The sequence below is a fragment of the Plantactinospora soyae genome, from assembly GCF_014874095.1.
Lineage (GTDB): Bacteria > Actinomycetota > Actinomycetes > Mycobacteriales > Micromonosporaceae > Plantactinospora > Plantactinospora soyae.
Window position 1 is genome coordinate 1,228,535 of the sequence record NZ_JADBEB010000001.1, and the last position, 17,716, is coordinate 1,246,250.

17 protein-coding genes are annotated in these 17,716 nt (G+C 72.6%); 6 read left to right on the plus strand and 11 right to left on the minus strand.

The window, feature by feature from the left end; translation table 11 throughout:
• Positions 1 to 110 precede the first annotated feature (110 nt).
• Complete coding sequence (locus H4W31_RS05480) at positions 111 to 1,097, plus strand: aldo/keto reductase (protein ID WP_192765648.1); 987 nt, start codon at positions 111 to 113, stop codon at positions 1,095 to 1,097.
• A 37-nt stretch (positions 1,098 to 1,134) separates the two neighbouring features.
• Here H4W31_RS05480 and H4W31_RS05485 read toward each other — a convergent pair whose 3' ends face one another.
• The 6 genes from H4W31_RS05485 to H4W31_RS05510 form a co-directional block, all read right to left on the minus strand.
• Positions 1,135 to 1,902, minus strand: a complete 768-nt coding sequence (locus H4W31_RS05485) for a 2'-5' RNA ligase family protein (protein WP_192765649.1) — start codon at positions 1,900 to 1,902, stop codon at positions 1,135 to 1,137.
• Positions 1,903 to 1,971: 69 nt separating this feature from the next.
• Positions 1,972 to 2,481: a hypothetical protein gene (locus H4W31_RS05490; RefSeq protein WP_318783035.1), complete on the minus strand. Its 510-nt coding sequence runs from the start codon at positions 2,479 to 2,481 to the stop codon at positions 1,972 to 1,974.
• Positions 2,482 to 2,616: 135 nt separating this feature from the next.
• On the minus strand, positions 2,617 to 3,468 hold the full coding sequence (locus H4W31_RS05495) for a maleylpyruvate isomerase N-terminal domain-containing protein (RefSeq protein ID WP_192765650.1): 852 nt from the start codon (positions 3,466 to 3,468) through the stop codon (positions 2,617 to 2,619).
• A gap of 114 nt (positions 3,469 to 3,582) precedes the next feature.
• Positions 3,583 to 4,869 (minus strand): MFS transporter, encoded by a 1,287-nt coding sequence (locus H4W31_RS05500; protein ID WP_192765651.1) that lies wholly within the window; start codon positions 4,867 to 4,869, stop codon positions 3,583 to 3,585.
• Positions 4,870 to 4,974: 105 nt separating this feature from the next.
• On the minus strand, positions 4,975 to 5,424 hold the full coding sequence (locus tag H4W31_RS05505; RefSeq protein WP_192765652.1) for a MarR family winged helix-turn-helix transcriptional regulator: 450 nt from the start codon (positions 5,422 to 5,424) through the stop codon (positions 4,975 to 4,977).
• Positions 5,425 to 5,505: 81 nt separating this feature from the next.
• Positions 5,506 to 6,984 carry an NCS2 family permease gene (locus tag H4W31_RS05510; RefSeq protein WP_225945403.1) on the minus strand — a complete coding sequence of 493 codons (1,479 nt, stop codon included), beginning with the start codon at positions 6,982 to 6,984 and terminating at the stop codon, positions 5,506 to 5,508.
• Positions 6,985 to 7,137: 153 nt separating this feature from the next.
• On the opposite strand from H4W31_RS05510, the gene H4W31_RS05515 reads away from it, so the two are divergent.
• Positions 7,138 to 7,341: a DUF2530 domain-containing protein gene (locus tag H4W31_RS05515; protein ID WP_225946186.1), complete on the plus strand. Its 204-nt coding sequence runs from the start codon at positions 7,138 to 7,140 to the stop codon at positions 7,339 to 7,341.
• A 36-nt stretch (positions 7,342 to 7,377) separates the two neighbouring features.
• Here the strand turns inward: H4W31_RS05515 and H4W31_RS05520 are convergent, their stop codons facing one another.
• On the minus strand, positions 7,378 to 8,217 hold the full coding sequence (locus H4W31_RS05520) for a DUF3027 domain-containing protein (protein WP_192771867.1): 840 nt from the start codon (positions 8,215 to 8,217) through the stop codon (positions 7,378 to 7,380).
• Between the two features lie 99 nt (positions 8,218 to 8,316).
• On the opposite strand from H4W31_RS05520, the gene H4W31_RS05525 reads away from it, so the two are divergent.
• On the plus strand, positions 8,317 to 10,032 hold the full coding sequence (locus tag H4W31_RS05525) for an MFS transporter (protein ID WP_192765655.1): 1,716 nt from the start codon (positions 8,317 to 8,319) through the stop codon (positions 10,030 to 10,032).
• The gene (locus H4W31_RS05530) at positions 10,032 to 10,682 is read left to right on the plus strand and encodes a futalosine hydrolase (RefSeq protein WP_192765656.1); all 651 of its coding nucleotides are present in this window, start codon (positions 10,032 to 10,034) and stop codon (positions 10,680 to 10,682) included. The genes H4W31_RS05525 and H4W31_RS05530 overlap by 1 nt, the downstream gene beginning before the upstream one ends.
• A gap of 118 nt (positions 10,683 to 10,800) precedes the next feature.
• Here H4W31_RS05530 and H4W31_RS05535 read toward each other — a convergent pair whose 3' ends face one another.
• Positions 10,801 to 12,699 (minus strand): serine hydrolase domain-containing protein, encoded by a 1,899-nt coding sequence (locus H4W31_RS05535; RefSeq protein ID WP_192765657.1) that lies wholly within the window; start codon positions 12,697 to 12,699, stop codon positions 10,801 to 10,803.
• A 165-nt stretch (positions 12,700 to 12,864) separates the two neighbouring features.
• On the opposite strand from H4W31_RS05535, the gene H4W31_RS05540 reads away from it, so the two are divergent.
• Positions 12,865 to 13,704, plus strand: coding sequence for a 1,4-dihydroxy-6-naphthoate synthase (locus H4W31_RS05540; RefSeq protein WP_192765658.1), 840 nt, complete (start codon positions 12,865 to 12,867; stop codon positions 13,702 to 13,704).
• Here the strand turns inward: H4W31_RS05540 and H4W31_RS05545 are convergent.
• Positions 13,665 to 14,051, minus strand: coding sequence for a cold-shock protein (locus H4W31_RS05545; RefSeq protein WP_192765659.1), 387 nt, complete (start codon positions 14,049 to 14,051; stop codon positions 13,665 to 13,667). The genes H4W31_RS05540 and H4W31_RS05545 overlap by 40 nt on opposite strands.
• 36 nt (positions 14,052 to 14,087) lie before the next feature.
• Entirely contained in the window at positions 14,088 to 14,672 is a 585-nt protein-coding gene (locus H4W31_RS05550; RefSeq protein ID WP_404825694.1) for an HAD family hydrolase, read from the minus strand.
• A gap of 128 nt (positions 14,673 to 14,800) precedes the next feature.
• On the opposite strand from H4W31_RS05550, the gene H4W31_RS05555 reads away from it, so the two are divergent.
• Complete coding sequence (locus H4W31_RS05555; protein WP_192765661.1) at positions 14,801 to 17,263, plus strand: helicase-associated domain-containing protein; 2,463 nt, start codon at positions 14,801 to 14,803, stop codon at positions 17,261 to 17,263.
• Positions 17,264 to 17,375: 112 nt separating this feature from the next.
• Here H4W31_RS05555 and H4W31_RS05560 read toward each other — a convergent pair whose 3' ends face one another.
• Complete coding sequence (locus H4W31_RS05560; protein ID WP_192765662.1) at positions 17,376 to 17,636, minus strand: hypothetical protein; 261 nt, start codon at positions 17,634 to 17,636, stop codon at positions 17,376 to 17,378.
• Between the last annotated feature and the right edge of the window lie 80 nt (positions 17,637 to 17,716).

A 17,716-nucleotide genomic window follows, 5' to 3' on the forward strand; every position in this document is an offset into this window, starting at 1 on the left:
CCGGCTCCTCGATCCGTCGTACCCCGGTCGGCCCGACACCCTCCGCCGTGCCATCGGTCCCGCGCTCACCATGATCGACATCTGGCGGATCCGCGTGGCAGGGTGGGGGGATGGAATATACGAATCTGGGCCGGACCGGCCTGTCGGTGAGCCGGCTCTGTCTGGGCACGATGAACTTCGGGCCGGAGACCACTGAGCCGGACAGCTTCGCCATCATGGACCGCGCGCTGGAACACGGCATCAACTTCTTCGACACCGCGAACGTCTACGGGCGGAAGACCGGAGAGGGCGTCACCGAGAACATCATCGGCCGCTGGTTCGCCCAGGGGAACGACCGGCGGGAACGGGTGGTCCTGGCCACCAAGGTGTACGGCCGGATGGGTGACTGGCCGAACGAGCAGGGGCTCTCCGCCCGGCACATCGTCCGGGCCTGCGACGAGTCGCTGCGCCGGTTGCAGACCGACTGGATCGACCTCTACCAGATGCACCACATCTCCCGGACCACTCCGTGGGAGGAGATCTGGCAGGCGATGGAAACCCTGGTCAGCCAGGGGAAGGTGCTCTACGTCGGATCGTCGAACTTCGCCGGTTGGCACCTGGCCCGGGCGCAGGAGTCCGCGACCCGGCGCAACTTCCTCGGACTCGTCTCCGAGCAGTGCATCTACAACCTGATGACCCGGCACGTGGAGTTGGAGGTGCTGCCGGCGGCCGAACAGTACGGCCTCGGCATCATCCCGTGGTCGCCGTTGCAGGGCGGACTGCTCGGCGGCGCCATCCGCAAGCTCGCCGAGGGCGGCGCGGGACGGACCCGCAGCGAGCACGCCAGCAAGCTGCTGGCGGAACGCCGGCCCGCCATCGAGGGGTACGAGAAACTCTGTGCCGACCTCGGTCACGACCCGGCGGACGTCGCGCTCGGTTGGCTGCTGACCCGGCCCGCGGTGACCGCGCCGATCATCGGACCCCGGACGGTGCAGCAGCTCGACGCCGCGCTCGGCGCGCTCACGGTCGAACTGGGCGACGACACCCTGACTCGGCTGGACGAGCTCTTTCCGCCGGTCGGCAAGGGCGGTCCGGGGCCGGAAGCCTGGGCCTGGTAGGTCGGGGAGCCGAATCCGGTCGGATCGGCGGCAGCCCCTACAGGGGCCAGGTCGCCAGCCGGTCGTACGTCGGCCGGGGGCCGAGGTGGCTGCGGACCAGCACCAACTCGGTCGCCGGCCAGGACGGGCCACGGTAGCCGTCGAGGATACGCAGGTCCTCGTCGAGACTCGCCCGGTCCAGTCGCTCGCCGGGCCGGGCCAGGGTGAGGTGTGGCCGCAGCGGCCGGGAGTCGTGTGGCACCCGGGCCCGCCGCAGTTCCCGCCGGGTCGCCGCAGCCAGTCGGCGTACGGCGTCCACCTCGCCGAGCAGACCGACCCAGAGCACCGTGAACGGGCCCCGGCCGAACCGCCCACCGCCGCCGAGTCGCAGCCGGGGCGCGGCCGGCCCGGACTCCGCCGCCCGCTCACCACCGGGTACCGCCAGCCCGACCGGAACGGCCGGCTCGGCACCTACCGCCGGCTCAACGGGCACGGCCGGCTCGGCACCTACCGCCAGCCCGACCGGAACGGCCGGCTCGGCGGGGAGGGTGATCCCGCGTCGGCGTCCGGCCCTGGTCCCGCGTTGCTGTGTGGCGGGCGGGTGGCGCCAGTCCTGGACGGCGCGGGTGAGGGCGTCCTCCACTCTGCCCAGACGATCGTCGGCGACCTCACCGAGGAACGCGACGGTGACGTGCAGGTTCGACCGGGGCGCCAGCCGGACGTTGATCCCGGCGCCGGCCGCCGCCCCGATGCGAAGCCGCTTCGTCTGCTCGGCGATGTCCTCCAACGCCTCCGGCGACGGGTAGATGGCTACGAAGAGCCGCACGGCGGCACCCCGTCCAGAACCACCCCGAGCCGTACGGCGGAACCGGCGTTCACGTCGGTCGGCATCCGCTCACGCGCTGCCGTGGCGGGGGCCGGCGTGTGGAGCCGGCAGGATCAGCCCGGCGGCCTGCAACTCCCCCTCGACCCGGACCCGTTCGATCTCCAGGTCGACTCCGTCGAGGTCACCGAGGTGCTCCGCCACCCCGAGGCACCGACTCGCCAACCGCAGCCGGTCGTCGTACGCCTCCAGGACCGCGTTCTGCCAGAGCCGTGACCGGCCGGCGACGCCGAGCCGCTGGCCGCCCAGTCGGCGCAGGTCCGCGGCGATCCGTTCGAAGGCCGGATGATCCACCCGATCGAATTCGGTGAGATCGACCTCTCGATTCAGCGAATCCACTTCGAACGTCCGGTCGAGTCGGTTGATCGCGCGACGCAGCCGAGCGGTTTCCCTCCGGTCCGCGATCCAGCAGACGAAACGGTCGATCAGCTCGTCCGCGCAGATCAGTGCCGCAACGACCGCCGGCAGACAGACCACGGCGAGAATTGCCAGCGGCAGCGCGAAAGCATGCACGATGGCCACATCCTCCGACGCTAAACGGCGGTAACCCGCCTCGCCACCCGTTTTGCAATCAACGAATATTCATGTCCCTGAGCCGCCGATCCCAACATCACGGCGCCTCCGGGCCGGACTGTCGCCGAGCTGCCGGGCAGGCTGTCACTGGGTCGCCGGGCCGAGCGCCAGGCGGAGCCGGTCCACGGCCGCCCGGTCGCCGGTCCAACTGACCGCGTCCTCGGCCGAGCGCCGCCAGAGCCAGCGCAACAGCTGGTCCGGAGCGGCACTGATCGACGCGGCCGGGCCGGCACCGTCATCCTCCACCCCGGACGCCCGGGCGCCGGTCGACTCCGTGGCCGGCGCGGCCCGCTGCCCGGGGGTGACCCGCGACTCGGGGAACGCCGGCACGGCGTCGGTCGGAACGGACTCGACCTCCACAGCGTCCGGCCGGAGTCGGATCAGCCAGTTCGCCGGCCCGGCCGCCGCCCGGACCAGTACGGCCGACGTGGGCAGGACCTCCGAGAAGTCCTCCGGCCAGCGTCGGGTCCCGTAGGCCAGGAAGATCCGGAGCACCTCGTCGATGCCGTCGATGGCGAGGTCCGGGGGAACGTCGGTGACCGGTTGGCCGGTCGCCAACTCCGCGTCCAGCCGGTGGATGACCGTCTCCTGCGTCATCCGACGGATCCAGAAGCCGACGGTCTGGTTCGGGTCGTACCAGGTGGGTGCCGCCGCGGCCGCGTCCCGGCTGTCGAACTCGCCGCGCAGCGCGCGGTAGGCACGGTCGAGCACGGCCACCGGCTCCTCGCCGGACAGGTCCGGCGGCCAGTCCTCCGGCGCCCGCCCGGACCGCATGCACTCCACCTTGTGCAGGTAGACCACGGCGACGTGCCGAACCAGGTCTTCGACATTCCAGTCCGGACAGCTCGGCACGGCGGCGGTCAGGTCGGTCGACGCTACCTGCCGTAGCCGGGCCTGGTCGGCGGCCAGGCACTCCAGTAGTCGGACTCGCAGCATTCCACCACCTAACCAGACCCGTACGACTTCCACCGGCCGCCGATCCGTCGCCCGGCCGAACCGGGTTAAGAAGGGGCCCTTCCTATACAGAAAGCGATAAGAAGGGGCCCTTCCTTACACCTCGGCGGGGGGCACCACGTAGAAGCGCGGCAGGGGGAGGATGCGCAGTCGCAACCGGGTGCCGGTCCGGTGCAGTTGCCAGACCAGTGCCACCACGGCGGTGGTCATCGAGATCAGTCCACCGATCCAGATGCTCGCCCCGGCGCCGAACCGCTCGGCGATCCAGCCGATGATCGGTGCGCCCACCGGGTTGGTGCCGAGGAACACCAGCACCCACAGCGACATGACCCGGCCCCGGAACGCCGCGTCGACGCCGAGCTGCACCCGCTGGTTCGAGGCCTGGGCGAAGAAGACCATGAAGAACCCGGTGAACGGCAGCAGCGTCAGGACCAGCCAGTACGTCGGAGCGAGCCCGACCAGGGTGCCGAACACACCGGTCGCCACCGCGGCACCCAGCACCGTCCACACCGATGGTCGGCTGCGCCGCCCGCTACCGGCCAACGCCCCGGCCAGCGCGCCCACCGCCAGCGCGGTGCTGAACAGGCCGAACGAGGCGGCGCCGGTGTTGAACACGGTCTTGGCCAGCGCGGCGAGGGTGAGCTGGAAGTTGAACAGGGTCATCCCCATCACCGACATCAGGGCCATCGGCAGCACCAGGTCGGAGCGGCGGGCGACGTACCGCAGACCGTCGATCACCCGGGCCGAATCACGGTCCTTGACCGGTGGCAGGTCGTCGCGGTGCAGCTCGGCGGGGCGAATCCGGATCATGCTGACCAGCGGGGCGATCGAGCCGACCGCCGCGATCATGAAGACCGGTCCGACGTCGAAGAGGGCGATCGCCACCCCGGCCACCGCCGGGCCGATGATCCGGGCGGAGTTGAACGTCGCGGCGGAGAGCGCCAGCGCGTTCGGCAGCAGTGGCGTACCGACGAGTTCGGAGACGAACGACTGCCGTACCGGGGTCTCGACCGCGTTCGCCGTACCGAGCAGGGCGGCGAAGACGAAAACGTGCCACAGCTGCACCACGCCGGTGATCACCAGCGTGCTCATGGCCAGCGCCAGGATGCTCCAGGTGGTGTTCGCGACGAAGAGCAGGATCCGCTTGTCGTACCGGTCGGCCAACCGGCCGGAGAGCAGGGTGAGCAGGAGCACCGGGGTGAACTGCAACGCGACGACCACGCCCAGCGCGGTGGCCGAGTCGTCCGACAGATCGAGGACCAGCCAGTCCTGTGCGACGAACATCATCCACACGCCGATCAACTTGATCAGCTGGCCGGTGGCGAAGAGTCGGTAGTTGCGAATCGTCATGGACTGGAAGGTGGTGCTCAGCTTTGCCCGCACTCGGGGTGCGCCTCCTCGGGTCGTACGCGTCATCCGTCGATCCCCGGCCTCCGCGTTGCGGCCGGGAGTCCTGGTGGACGAAGCGGACCCGAAGCTGTGCGGCGGTCAGTCGCGCGCCACCTTCTGCAGGATCTCCGCGGCACGCTGGAGCGCGTCGCGTTCTTCCAGGGTCAACTCGGCGAGCCGGCTCGCCAGCCACTCGTTGCGGGCCCGGTCGAACTGGGCCAGCACCGCGCGGCCGGAGTCGGTCGCCGCGAGGATGACCTGGCGGCCGTCGGTCGGATGGGGGGTGCGCTGTACGAGACCGCGCTCCTCCAACTTCGCGACGATCTTGGTCATCGTCGGCGGCTGGACCCGTTCGGTGTCGGCCAGCTCACGCGGCGTCAACGCGCCGGCCAGCTCCAGGCTGGTCAACGCGGAGAGTTGGGTCGCCGTGAGGTCGCCCACCGGTCGGGTCTGCCGTACCCGTCGGTTCAGTCGGGTGATCGCGTCGCGCAGCAACGTCGCAAGCTGCGCCGGTGGCATGCGCTTCGCCATCACCGTCCACTCCGTCACGATCGTTAGCCTAACTAATAAGCCAGGCTAACGACCACTCGTTATGACCACCGTCACCGCCCGGGATGGGCGGTTCGCAGACTAGAACAGCAGGGTCTCGATCGGGCCGCGCAGGAAGTACAGCACGAAGAGCGCCGCCACCCCGTACAACAGGGGGTGCACCTCGCGGGCCTTGCCCCGGGCCGCCTTGACCAGCACGTAGCTGATCACGCCGGCCCCGATGCCGTTGGAGATGGAGTAGGTGAACGGCATCAGCACGATGGTGAGGAACGCCGGGATCGCGATCTCGTAGTCGTTCCAGTCGATGGTCCGCACCGCGGTCATCATCAGGAAGCCGACGATCACCAGCGCCACGGACGCCGCCTCGAACGGCACCACCACGACCAGCGGCGCCAGGAACATCGCCAGCAGGAAGAGCCCGCCGGTCACCAGGTTGGCCGCGCCGGTCCGGGCACCCTCGGCGACCCCGGCCGCGCTCTCGATGTACGACGTGTTGCTCGACGTGCTCGCCGCACCGCCGGCCGCCGCGGCGACCGAGTCCACGAAGAGGATCTCCCGGGTACGCGGCAGCATCTTCCGCTCGTCGAGCAGATCGGCCTCCTGCCCGACGGCGACCATCGTGCCCATCGTGTCGAAGAAGTCCGTGATCAACAGCGTGAAGACGAACATGATCGCGACGAGGACGCCGGCCCGCTGCCAGGAGCCGAGCAGGTCGAATTCGCCCAGCAGGGACAGGTCGGGGGTGTCCACCACCTTCTCCGGCAGCGCCGGAACGTTCAGCGACCAGCCGGCGGGGTTGGGCCGCCCGTCCACCATCGACGGGCCGACCTTGGCGATCGCCTCGACCACGATCGCCAGCACCGTCGAGGCGAGGATGCCGATCAGGATCGCGCCCCGGACCCGACGTACCACCAGCACGAGCGTCACCAGCAGGCCGAGCACGAAGACCAGGGCCGGCCAGGTCACCAGCTTGCCGCCGATGCCCAACCCGACCGGCACGGTGGTGTTGGCGGCGTCGGGCAGCCGCCGGACGAACCCGGCGTCCACCAGCCCGATGATGGTCAGGAAGAGCCCGATGCCCACCCCGATCGCGGTCTTGAGCTGCGTGGGGACCGCCCGGAACACGGCGGTACGCAGCCCGGTGAGCACCAGGATGGCGATGATCACACCCTCGATCACCACCAGGCCCATCGCGTCGGCCCAGGTCATCTGCGGCGCGATCTCGTACGCCACCAGCGCGTTCACTCCGAGCCCGGCGGCCAGCGCCAGCGGGAACCGGCCGACGACGCCCATCAGGATCGTCATGATCCCGGCCACCAGCGCGGTCCCGGCGGCCAGCGCCGGAATGGCCAGCTTCGCACCGTCGCCGTCGACGGCGTTGCCCAGGATCAGCGGGTTGAGCACCACGATGTAGGCCATCGTGAAGAAGGTGGCGAGGCCGCCCCGCATCTCCCGGCTCAGCGTCGAGCCGCGTGCCGTGATCTCGAAGTACCGGTCGAAGGCGTTACGGGGGGCGGGCCTGTCGGCCCGGGAGGCGGGCTCGGCCGGGCTGTTGTCCATCGGATCCTCGCGAGGGTTATTCGAGTTTGATCCGCGCATCGTCCCAGATCACCGGTTACCGACCAAGACCTGCCCGGTTACCAACAACGACCCGCGCGGCCGTACGCTGGAACGGTGCCCGAGGAGCCGCAGATCGAGCCGCTCGACCCGCCGATGGTGCCGTTCGCCGTCGCCGGGATCGTCGCCTGGGCCGTGGTCGGACTGGTGCTCCTGGTCTTCTTCCGGGACTGGCTCACCGACCGGGGACACGAGAACTGGCTCTGGACCTGCCTCGCCGGCTTCCTGGTCGGCTTCCCCGGGCTGGCCGTGATGCTCCGGCACGACGCCAACCGCCGACGCCGGCGCGGCGCGGCCTGAACCCCGCCGGTACCGCGACGTACCGGAAGCCACCGCTCAGCCGTGCCCGTACGGCTCCGCCGGCTCGGCGGCGTCGACCGAGCCGGGTGCCCGGCTGACCGCGATCGCCTCCACCTCGCTGTCGTCGTAGATCGTCGGCAGCTCGTCGACCGGCGTCTCGGTGGCCTCCAGCATCGTCTCGGAGTGCGCGCCACAGCCGTGGTCGGCGCTGACCGCCCGGCCGTCGTCGGGAGCGAAGAAGTTTCCGCAGACCCCGAACGCCTGGCGCATGGCGCCGGCCAGCGGCAGGTAGAAACCGCACGTTCCGCAGCGCGCGGTCCGGGGCGCGGCGGCGGCGATCGGCGCCGTCGGGCCGTGATCTCCGTCGTACCACCGCTGGGCGGTCTCCATCCGCCCCTCCCGGGACATCACCCGGGGCCGGCCGAGACCGAGTTCCCAGGAGGTCTCCTCGACGGCGGGATCGTCGGAGAGCAGGTAGCCGGGAACGAGCCGATCGTCGTCCGGCATGGTGGGCAGCAGGTCGCCGACGCCGAGATCGCCCGGCTGGAGCCGCTCCTGCCACGGCAGCCAGCTCGGCGCCATCATCGCGTCCGGGCCGGGCAGCAGGAAGGTCTCGCAGACCGTGACTTGCCGACTGCGCGGCACCCGGGTCACCGTCACCGCCCACCGCCAGCCCCGGTAGCCGGCCAGCTGGCACTCGAAGAGATGCGTCACCAGGCGGTCGCCCTCGGCGATCGCACCCAGATGATCGCCAATGTCCGTCGAGTCGACCTCGGTGATGCCATCCCGCGCCACGTCGACGGCGCTGGCGCAAACCTGGTCGAGACGGGCCGCGCGAGCGGCGGTGCTCCTGGTCACCCACCCATTGTTGCCTATCCTTGACGACGGGTCGGCGGCACTCCCCGGCACCGATCGGCCAGAGATACTTCGGCACAGATCCGACCGTCGTCGACCGGATGGGCGAGGATGGTGCTCATGCCGCTGTTCACCCGCTCTGGGCGGTCGGTCCCCGGGCGCCTCGTCGGCACCGTCATCCGGGCCGTCAGGCTGCTGTTTCGCGGCTCACTGGGCAGCGCACGCTGGACGACCCGCCGGGTCGCCCGGGTACGCGAGAAGGGCGCCGGCGGGGAGACCGGCATGGTCCGGCTGTTCGACCTGCACGCCGCCTCCTGTGCCGGCGACACGTTGATCACGATCGGCCTGGCCGGAACGATCTTCTTCAACGCCCCGCTGGGCGAGGCGCGCAGCAAGGTCGCGCTCTACCTGTTGATCACCATGGTCCCCTTCGCACTCCTCGCCCCGGTGGTGGGGCCGCTGCTCGACCACTTCCGGCACGGGCGCCGCTACGCACTGGCCGCCACCATGCTCGGGCGGGCCTTCCTCGCCTGGCTGATCTCGGACTACATCCACGGCTTCGGGCTCTACCCGGCCGCCTTCGGCGTACTGGCGCTGTCCCGGGCGTACGGCGTGGCCCGCTCGGCGGCCGTACCCCGACTGCTGCCGGAGCGGATGGGGCTGTCCCAGGCCGGCGCCCGGGCCAGCGTGTACGGCTCGATCGCCGGTGGCCTGGTCGCCCCGATCGGACTGGCCGCCTTCTGGTTCGGTCCACAGTGGCCGCTACGGGTCGCCTCGGTGATCTTCCTGATCGGCATGGTGATCGCGCTGCGCCTGCCGCCCCGGGCCGACTCCGACCCGCCGGAGGTCGTACCCCGGGCCTTCCAGGCGTTCCGGAAGGGGCGGAACGGGCGTGAACGGGCGCTCGGCCGGGGTGGGCCGGCCGGCCGGCTGGTGATCGGTGCCCTCGTCGGCAGCGCCACCCTGCGCGGCCTCTACGGCTTCCTGCTGCTCTTCCTCGCCTTCGCCATCAAGGCCGGCGACGTGGACACCGACCTGTTCGGCCGGCGGCTCAGTGACGAGGCGGCGCTCGGGGTGGTCGGCGGCGGGCTCGCGATCGGCACGTTCCTGGCCACCGCGGTCGGCACCCGGCTGCGCATCCACCGGCCCGTGGCGTTGCAGGCCGCCGGCCTGGTCGTGGTCACCGCCGTCGGGGTGCTGGCCACGCTCCGGTTCTCCCTGCTGCTGGTCGCACTGCTCTGCCTGGTCACCGCCGTGATCAGCGGCATCGCCAAGCTGGCCGTCGACGCCTCCATTCAGGAACGGGTCCGGGAACGGCTTCGAGCGACCGCGTTCGCCCACTCCGAAACCGCCCTGATGCTCGCCTTCGTCGCCGGGGGTGCCCTGGGCCTGATCCCGGTCGACGGCCGGGTCGGGATCGGCGTACTGACCGGGATCGCGGCGTTGGCCACGGTCCGGGCCCTGATCGTCGCCGGGCGGCTACGGAACGAGCGGCTGTCCGGACGGGCCATGGCCGACAGCGACCAGCCGGACGGCGACGTACCCGACACCGACGGACCCGACGACGGACGGCCCGGACCGGACCGACCGGCCCCGGACCGGGCCGGACCGGAGCAGCCCGGTGCGCGGCGGCCGACCGACGAGGACCCCACGCCGGTCTCGCCGGCTCCGCCGGTCGACCCGCCGACCGCCGGCCCGGCCAACGGCGGACCCGACGACGGCGACGAGGATCCGGATCTCGCGCCGCCCGGCTACCACATCTACCGGCCGTCCTCGGCGGTCACCGGCCCCGGGCCGGGCGACGAGGGCTCCCGCCGGGAATCCCGGGGGCCGTAGTGGACGACGGGGTACTTATCGTCACGGCCGTTCCCGCCGAGGCCGACGCGGTCCGGGCCGGGCTGGTCGGCGACGCGGTGACCGTCGAGCCGGTCGGGGTGGGTCCGGCGGCGGCCGCCGCCGGCACGGCCCGGCTGATCGCGCTGGCCGAGGCGGCCGGACGGCCGTACCGGGCGGTGCTCAGTGCCGGGATCGGCGGCGGATTCCCCGGCCTCGCCCCGGTCGGATCGATCGTCGTCGCGACCCGCAGCGTCGCCGCCGACCTCGGCGCCGAATCACCGGACGGCTTCCTCACCCTGGACGAGCTGGGCTTCGGCGCCACCTCCGCCCCGGCCGACCCGGCCCTGCTGGAGATCCTGCGCAGCGGACTGCCGCACGCGGTCACCGGCGCGGTCCTCACCCTCGGCACCGTGACCGGAACCACGGCGACCACCCTGGCCCTGCTCGCCCGGCACCCGGACGCGGTGGCCGAGGCCATGGAGGGGTACGGGGTGGCCGTCGCCGCCGCCGGTGCCGGGTTGCCCTTCGCCGAGCTGCGGGCCGTCTCCAACCCGATCGGCCCGCGTGACCGGTCGGCGTGGCGGATCGGCGACGCCTTCGCCGCCCTGACCGCCGCCGCGACCGTACTCGGCAAGGAACTCGCCGGATAGCCGTCGGCGGAGAACCGGAGCGGGGAGCCGATGGCACGGCCGGGAGGATCCCGGTTCGGGCAGCGACGGTCCGGACGCCCAGGCCGGTCAGCCGGCGTGCCCGGACGTCTTGGGCCGGTCAGCCGACCAGGTTGTATGCCGCCGCCACCCCGAGCAGGGCGACGGCCGATGCCGTGACCCCGGTGTAGCCGATCCGGCCGGCCCGGCGCCACCAGCCACGGACCCAGGCGGACACCGTCGCCGCGAGCATCGCGGCGGTGGTCACCGCCGCGACGACCGGGAGGACCAGCGCGATCGTCAGCAGCGACGAGTCACCGAGGAAGATCCGCTCGTCGAGGCCGGCGCTGTCGCCGAGAATCATGCCCAGCACGGCGACGAAGGCCACGAGCAGTCCGGCGGTCGTCCAGCCGGCCAGGACGGCCAGCCTCGGCACCACGCCCGACCGGCCCCGCCGACGCCGGACCAGTGCGGCGATCGGCCACCAGAGCAGCCCGACCAGCAGCACCAGCACCGCGCCCACGGCCACGGCCATGTGCAGGGTGGGCTGGGCGTACCAGGACAGCTTCTGGTAGGCGACGGTCGGGTTGGCGGTGCTGAACAGCACGCCGTCCCGGAAGGCGATGCGCTCCCGGCCGTCGGTGAACAGACCCGGCTCGACCTGCCGCCAGTGCTGCTCGGTGAGCGCCGGATCAGCGGACAGCCCGGTCGTGGTCAGTTCGTCCCCGTCGACACCCACCGTCACCGCCGTGGTCAGGGTGGCGAGCTTGGTGAAGTCGGTGTGGCTGTAGCGGGTCGTCCGGTACGTGCCGGCGAAGGCGTCGAGTCCGGTACCGGCCGTCGTCGGTGCCTGCCCGCTGGACGGGTACAGCCGATCGACGATCCGGTCGACCAGGTCGTGGGCCGCGAAGTTGGCCGCGCTGCCCAGGCCGTCACCGTTGTAGGCCACGTAGATCCCGAGACCGGTCTCGGGCAGCAGCGCCATGATGTCGTGGAACCCGGGAACGTCACCGTCCTTGTTCACCACGGCCTGGCCCGCGCGAGGGTGCTGCTCGTAGCCGTACCCCATGCCGGGGAGCCGGGGGTCCTGGGTGCTGTGCTGGGCGGTGAGCGGATTTCCGGGCCGGAGTGCGGCCAGCATGAACCGGCCCATGTCGGCGGGTGTGGTGACCACACCGGCGCCGGTCGGGCTCATCGCCCCGTACTGGCCTCGGGCCTCGACACCGTCCGCCCGGTAGCCACGGGCCAGGGTCGCCCGCACCCCCTCGGGAGTCGGCTGGGCGAAGGTGGTGCCGGTCATGCCCAGCGGGCGCAGGATCTGCCGGTCGACGTAGCTGGCGAAGTCCGTCCCCGCGACGGTCTCGACGATGTGGCCGGCGAGGGCGAAGCCGTAGTTGTCGTACGCGGCGAGGGTGCCCGGCGGGCGTACCCGGGGCGGCTGGTTGTCCCGCAGCCACGCGCCGAGCGGCGCCACCCCGGCCGGGTCGGCCACCGCGACCCCCAGCGGGGTGTCGGCGAATCCAGAGGTGTGGGTCAGCAGGCGGCGGAGGGTCACCGGCCGGCCGGGATAGGTGTCTTGGATCCGCAGGTCGGCGAGGTAGCGGTTGACGTCGACGTCCAGGTCCAGGCGCCCCGCCTCGACGAGCTGCTGCACCGCCTCGGCGGTGAACACCTTCGCCACCGAGGCCATGAAGAAGCCGGTCCGGTCCACGGTCACCGGAGTGCCGGCCGACACGTCGGCGACCCCGTAGCCCTTGCCGAAGACCTGCCGGCCGCCGGACACCACGACGACGGCGGCCCCGGGGATCTGGTACTCGGTCAACTGCCGTGCGACCACCTCGTCGACGACGGCGCCGACCTGGTCCGCGACCTTCGCCCGGGGCGGCACGGGCACCTCGGCAAGGGCCGGCGCGGCCACCTCAGCGCGGGGCGGCACGGGCACCTCGGCGCGGGCCGGCGCGGCGACCACCACCAGCCCGACCAGCACTGACAGGACGATCGCGAGCAGGCGTTTGATCATAAGAAAACGCTATCGACCTGGCGATCGGCGGTCGATCCGGTGAGCTGGCCGGCACCGGGTAGGGCACGCCCTACCGGCCACCGGCCGGCTGGTCCCACTGTGACGCAGCCGGCCCCGCCGGGTCCGCCGTCATCCCCGGCCGGACGGCGTGGCTACGGTGGGGACGTGGCGCTCTCCCTGGCGATCTCGCCCTGCCCCAACGACACCTTCGTCTTCCATGCCCTGGTGCACGGGCTGGTGCCCGGCGCTCCGCCGATGGACGTGACCTACGCGGACGTGGACGTCACCAACACCGCCGCCGAGCGCGGGGCGTACGACCTGGTGAAGGTGAGCTACGCGGCGCTGCCGTGGCTGCTCGACGACTACCACCTGCTGCCCTGCGGCGGCGCGCTCGGCCGGGGCTGCGGCCCGCTGGTGCTGACCCGGGGCGGCGGGACCGGCAGTACCGACCTGACCGGGGCGACCGTGGCGGTGCCCGGTGACCGGACCACGGCGTACCTGCTGTTCCGGCTCTGGTCCGCGGACCGGCCCCCGGCGAAGATCGAGGTGGTGCCGTTCCACGAGATCATGCCGGGAGTGGCCGCCGGCCGGTACGACGCCGGCCTCGTCATCCACGAGGCCCGGTTCACGTATCCCCGGCACGGCCTGACCGCCCTGGTCGACCTCGGGCAGTGGTGGGAATCCGACACCGGGCTGCCGATCCCGCTGGGCGCCATCCTGGCCCGCCGGGGCACGGTGGACCCGGAGGCGGCGACCCGCTGGATCCGCGACTCGGTACGCCAGGCCTGGGCCGACCCGGCCGTCAGCCGCGAGTACGTGCTCCGGCACGCGCAGGAGATGGAGCGCGACGTGGTCGACCAGCACATCGCGCTCTACGTCAACGAGTTCACGGCCGAGTTGGGCGTCGACGGCCAGGCGGCGGTCGACGCGCTGCTCGGCCGGGCCGCGGCGGCCGGGCTGACCCCTCAGATCTCCAGTTCGCGGGCGACCGCGTGGACCAGCTGAGCGACGGTCAGCGCGGTCTTCTTGTCCGGGAAGCGACCCCGGCGCAGGTCCGGCTGGATCTTGGCCTCAAGCACCTTGATCATGTCCTCGACCAGGCCGTGCAGCTCCTCGGCCGGCCGGCGGCGAAGCTCCGCCATGGACGGTGGGGCGTCCAGGAGCTTGACCCCGAGCGCCTGCGCACCCCGGCGACTGTCCACGACGCCGAACTCGACCCGCTGGCCGCCCTTCAGGTCGGTGACACCAGTCGGCAGCGCGCCCTTCGGCAGGAACACGTCGCCACCCTCGTCACTGGTGACGAACCCGTATCCCTTGGCCGCGTCATACCACTTCACTCGACCCGTCGGCACCTGTTGACCTCGACTCCCCTGATGAGATTGCTGTCCTCACAAGGCTAGCCGCATCAGCCGCCCGAGCGCCTCCGGGAATCCGGTAAGGTCCGGCAGCACCAGGTCGGCACCGGCCGATCGCAGCTCATCTGCGTCGCAGGGCCCGGTGGTGACGCCGAGTCCGGGCACCCCGGCGGTCCGTGCGGCCACCATGTCGGCCACGTGGTCGCCCACGTACAGCCCGGCGCCGTGCGCGGTCAACGCGGTCGCCTTCTCCGCCGCGAACAGGTCGCCGGCCAACTCGTCGACCTTCAGCCCGACGTGTTCCAGGTGCAGCCGGGCCAGCCGGCCGTGCTTGGAGGTGACCACCATGACCCGTAGCCCCCGGGCCCGGACCTCCGCCACCGCCGCCAGCGCGCCGGGCAGCGGCAGGGAGGTGGTGATCGCGTACTCGGGATAGAGCGCCCGGTACGTCCGGACGGCCTCCTCGACCTGGTCCTCCGGGAACCAGCGCCGGATCTCGGTCCGCAGCGGCGGCCCGAGGCGGCTGACCGCGGCGTCCGCGTCGACGTACACGCCGGTCTTCTCCGTCAGCGCCCGCATGGCGGCGGCGATTCCGGGCCGGGAGTCGATCAACGTCATGTCCAGGTCGAATCCGACCGCGGCGGAAGTCACGCCGGCCATCGTCGCACGGTCTTAACGGCCCACCCGAGTCAAGCCGGACGACCGACGCGCACGACCGGCACCTGTCCGGCTAGCGTGGAAAGACGATGACGACACTCGCCGACAATCTCCGGGCCCTGCCCGACGAGGCGCTGGCCGCCCTGTTCCGGCTGCGTCCCGACCTCGTCGTGCCGGTACCGACCGATCTGTCCGCCCTGGCGGTCCGCGCGCAGTCCCGGGTGTCGGTGGCCCGCGCCCTCGACGGCCTCGACGAATTCACCCTGCGGATCCTGGACGCGGCCCGGCTCAGCCGTGATCCGGATCACGGGGAGACCTCCACCGAGACGATCACCACTCTCGCCGTCGGCGCCTCCCGAAGCGGGGACCGGGCCGGGGTGCGTACCGCGATCGACCGGCTCCGGGCCCTCTTCCTGCTGTACGGGCCGGAGAGCGCCCTGCGGGTCGCGGCCGGGGTGGACGAGGTCTGCTCGCCGTACCCGGCGGGGTTGGGCCGACCGGCGGCGGAACTCGACCCGGACACGGCCGCGCTGGTCGCCGACCCGGCCCTGCTGCGCCGGACCCTGCTGGCCGCGCCGCCCGCGGCCCGGGCGATCCTGGACCGGCTCGCCGCCGGACCTCCGGTGGGTACGCTGCCGGCCGCCGCGCCGCCCGGCGAAGGCGCCGCCGCGCCGGTCTCCTGGCTCGTCGACAACGGCCTCCTGGTGCCCATCTCGGATGCCGGCGGCGTGCCCGGCACGCCGACCGCCGTGGAGCTGCCCCGGGAGATCGGGCTGCTGCTGCGCCGCGAGTCGGGGCCGCTGGGCCCGCTGCGCCCCCGGCCGCCGGCGGTCACCGGTATGGCCCGGGAGCCGAAGGCCGCCGACTCCGCCGGAGCCGGCCAGGCCATGGAGGCGGTACGACACACCGAGGCGCTGCTCGAACAACTCGCCGCCGAGCCCGCCCCGGTACTCCGCTCCGGCGGACTGGGCGTACGCGACCTGCGCCGGCTCGCCCGCGCCACCGGCGTCGACGAGTCGACCACCGCGCTGCTGCTGGAGGTGGCGTACGCCGCCGGGCTGACCGGCGAGGTCGACCTGCCCGGCGCCGCCACCACCCGGAACGGGGCGGACCAGCAGATCATGCCGGCGGCCGGTTACGAGGGCTGGCGGGACGGTTCGCTGGCCCACCGATGGGAACACCTCGCCCGGGCCTGGCTGACCATGACCCGGCAGGTCGGGCTGGTCGGCCAGCGCGACGACCGGGACCGCCCGATCGCACCGCTCTCCCCCGAGGCCGAGCGGGCCGGGGTGCCGGCCATCCGGCGGGCGGTGCTCGACGTGCTCGACGGCCTCGACCCCGGCGCCGCGCCGACCCCGGACGAGGTGACCGAGCTGCTCGGCTGGCGGGCCCCACGGCGGAGCCTGGGCCGGGAGGCCGGCCAGCGCGAGGTGCTGACCGAGGCGGCGCTGCTCGGCGTCACCGGACTCGGCGCGCTCACCTCGTACGGCCGACTGCTGCTCGCCCGCTGGACGGCCGGAGACACCCGGCTCGGCGAGAGCGCCGACGATCCGCTCGGCGTCCGGCCCGACGCGGACGGGGCGGCCGGCGGGGGTACCGCCGCGGTCCGGGCCCTGGACGCACTGCTGCCGGCCCCGGTCGACCACTTCCTGCTCCAGGCCGACCTGACCGTGGTGGTACCCGGACCACCCGAGCCGACGCTCGCCGCCGAACTGGCCGTGGTGGCCGAGCACGAGTCGGCCGGCGGAGCCAGCGTGCACCGGGTCACCGGGGCGAGCGTGCGCCGGGCCCTGGACGCCGGGTACGCCGCCGAGGACCTGCACACGCTCTTCAAGCGCCGGTCCCGTACGCCGGTGCCGCAGGGGTTGACGTACCTGGTCGACGACATCGCCCGCAAACACGGCGGGCTCCGGGCCGGTTCGGCCGGGGCGTACCTGCGCAGCGACGACGAGGCACTCCTGTCCGAGGTGCTCGCCGACCGCCGGCTCGCCCCGATGTCGCTGCGCCGGCTGGCGCCGACCGTGCTGACCACCCCGCATCTGGCGGGGCGACTGCTCGGCGCCCTGCGCGACGCCGGGTACGCCCCGGTCTCCGAGGACGCCACCGGGGCGACCGTGCTGGCCAGGCCCAAGGTCCGGCGGGCGCCGGCCCGGGGCTCGGTCGCCAACCGGGTGACCGACCCGCTGGCCACGCCGAGGCTGAGCACGCCCCGACTGCTCGGCATCGTCGAGCAGATCCGCCGGGGCGACGCCGCGGCCCGGGTCGCCCGTCGGGCGCCGAGCACGGTCCGGGACGCCGGCCGGTCCGGTGGGGCCGGTCCGGCGATGCCGGCGGGACACGCGCACACCCAGGCGCTGGCCGTACTTCAACAGGCGGTCCGGGACAAGGCCCTGGTCTGGGTCGGGTACGTCGACGCGCACGGCGCGACCGCGTCCCGGCTGGTCCGGCCGGTGTCGATCGGCGCCGGTTACCTGCGGGCCGAGGACGAGCGCACCGAGATGCTGCACACCTTCGCGCTGCACCGGATCACCGCCGCGGTGCTCGAGGAGTGAGGTGCGCAAGGCGCCCGCTGCGCCCGCTGCGCCCGCGGCATTAGGCGTTAGGCGTTAGGCGTTAGGAAGGGGCCCTTCTTATACAGAAAACGATAGGAAGGGGCCCTTCCTTTCACTGCCGGCGGTGCTGGCGGACCGTACCGACGACGGAGACGATGAGCAGCAGCGTGAAGGCGGCGCCGAGTCCCTCACCGAGCGAGGTCACGAAGCCCTGCCGCTGCACCAGCCAGCCGAAGAGCACCCAACTGGCGAGCACCACCGCGACCGCCGCGTACGCGAACACGGTGGCCCGGGAGACCGGCGCCGGGGTGGTGGCCGGTGGTGCTGCGGCCGGAGGGCCTGTCTCGGACCTCAGCTCGCCGTCGACCGTCATCTGCGAACCTCCCACCGTGGGGCTGCGCGGAAGTCTCCAGACTCGCATCCGATCGGCCGATATGACAGGCTCCGCGACCC